Source organism: Aeromonas sp. HMWF015, from assembly GCF_963878965.1.
Classification (GTDB): Bacteria; Pseudomonadota; Gammaproteobacteria; order Enterobacterales; family Aeromonadaceae; genus Aeromonas; species Aeromonas veronii.
The window spans coordinates 1-2,094 of record NZ_CAWNZT010000336.1 but is presented as its reverse complement, the minus strand read 5'-3'; the positions used below and the strand labels follow the sequence as shown (position 1 = coordinate 2,094).

Here is a 2,094-nt window from a genome sequence, read left to right as displayed (position 1 = left end):
ATCTGGCCGGAGCACGATCGCTGGTCCAGCTATGGCACGGTGCAGGCACTCAAGACTGAAGAGGTGGATGGCAAGCTCAAGCTGTTCGCCATCCTCTGCCCGAATCGCGATCTCATCTACTACAACCAGAACGGCCAATATCAGTTCTGCTCCATCGAACCCTTCGAGAACTTCGCAGATCTGGGGCGTACCTACCTGCTGGGCCTCGGTGTCACCGATGAGCCAGCCAGCACCGGCACCACCCATCTCAAGTTCAGCAACAGCAACAAAGGACAGGCCGTTGGCACTAGCGAACCGCTGGACCTCTCCATGTTCAAGCTACCCAAGCACGAGAAGGCCGATGGTCTGATCGCCAAGTTTTTCAGCTTCCTGGCCAGCCATGGCGAGCCTGACCCCCAACCCAACCCCAGCCAACCCGAGGATGAGGAAATGAAACCAGAACAGTTCGATCAGATGCTGGGGGCCCTTAACGGCCTTGGCACCAAGATCGATGCCTTCAGCGCCAAGCTGGAAGCCAAACCGGCCACCGACGACACCACCCAACCGGTCACCGAGCCCGCAAAGGTGGAGGAGCAACCCGGCATCACCACCGAGCAGTTCAGCAAGCTGGAACAAACCCTGGCCAGCCTGACCGACAAGTTCGGCGAGCTGAACAGCAAGATCGACCAGTTCTCTGTCGAGAAGCCCGGCCAGCGCCCGGACGCCCTCGGCGGTGACGATACCCCTGCAGTCTATTAAGGAGCGACCGTGAGCCAGACCCTTACCGTCCAGGCCATGCAGCGCCTGGAGCAATACAGCAATGCCCTAGCCAAGGCCTATGGCATCCCCGTCAACGCGCTGGCCAAGCAGTTCAGCGTCACCGGTCCGGTGGAAACGGGCCTGCGTGCCGCGCTGCTCGCCTCCGTCGAGTTCCTGGGCCTCATCACCTGCCTCGACGTAGACCAGATCAAGGGCCAGGTGGTGCAAGTTGGCATCGGCAAGCTGTTTACCGGCCGCAAGAAGGATGGCCGCTTTAACGGCAAGATCGGCGTCGCCGGCAACACCTACGAGCTGACCGAGACCGATTCCTGTGCCTCCCTCGACTGGGCGACACTGTGCGTCTGGGCCAACGCCGGCAGCGAGGGCGAGTTCCTGCGCCTGGTGGGCGATTTCATCAACAAGGCGTTTGCTCTGGACATGCTGCGCGTCGGCTGGAACGGCGTGAATGCCGCTGACACCACCGATCCGGAGAAGAAACCGCTCGGCGAAGACGTCAACAAAGGCTGGCACCAGCTGGCCCGCGAGTGGAACGAAGGCAGCCAGATCATCAAGGCCGAGGCCGGCAAGAAGATCCACTTCGACCCGGACGGCAAGGGTGATTACAAGACCCTGGACGAGATGGCCTCCGACCTTATCAACACCACTATCGATCCGCTGTTCCGCCAGGACCCGCGCCTGGTGGTGCTGGTCGGTACCGACCTGGTGGCCTCGGCTCAGGCCAAGCTCTACAGCGAAGCCACCAAGCCGACCGAGCAGATCGCCGCCCAGAAGCTGGCCGAGTCGATTGCCGGGCGCAAGGCCTACATCCCGCCGTTCTTCCCGGGCAAGCGGATGGTGGTCACCACCCTGGACAACCTGCACATCTACACCCAGCGCGGCACCCGCAAGCGCAAGGCCGACGATAACCAGGACAAGAAGTGCTTCGATAACCAGTACTGGCGGATGGAAGGCTACGCCATCGGCGAATACCTGGCCTATGGCGGGTTCGAGGAGGCCGACATCGAGATCGGTGCCGCCCCCACTGCGCCGAGCGAGTAAGCCATGAGCTCACCGGGTCAACGCCACAAGCAACGGGTGCAAGCCATGCAGGGGGCCACGCAGGCCGCCTGCACGGGCATGGTCACCGGCGCGGTGGCAGACAGCCTGCACCTGCAGATGATTGCCCTGGAACAGGACATCGTCCGCCTGCGCAAGCTGGCCCGCATCGGGGATCGGGTGAACATGAAGCGCAGCGAACTGATGCCCAAATACCGCCCCTATGTGGAGCGCTATCTGGCCAGCGTGGCCGAGTCAGGCCAGCCCTATCAGAACGAGCTGTTTCAGCTGCTCACCGTC

General features: G+C 62.3%; 3 protein-coding genes. All 3 read left to right on the top strand.

What is annotated here, in order from left to right; translation table 11 throughout:
* A partial coding sequence (locus tag AACS18_RS16570) for a GPO family capsid scaffolding protein (protein WP_258228747.1) occupies window positions 1-738 on the top strand: 738 nt, incomplete at its 5' end.
* Between the two features lie 9 nt (window positions 739-747).
* Complete coding sequence (locus AACS18_RS16565; protein WP_108612754.1) at window positions 748-1,797, top strand: phage major capsid protein, P2 family; 1,050 nt, start codon at window positions 748-750, stop codon at window positions 1,795-1,797.
* A gap of 3 nt (window positions 1,798-1,800) precedes the next feature.
* Window positions 1,801-2,094: phage terminase small subunit (gpM, locus tag AACS18_RS16560; protein WP_258228746.1), on the top strand; the 294-nt coding region annotated here is incomplete at its 3' end.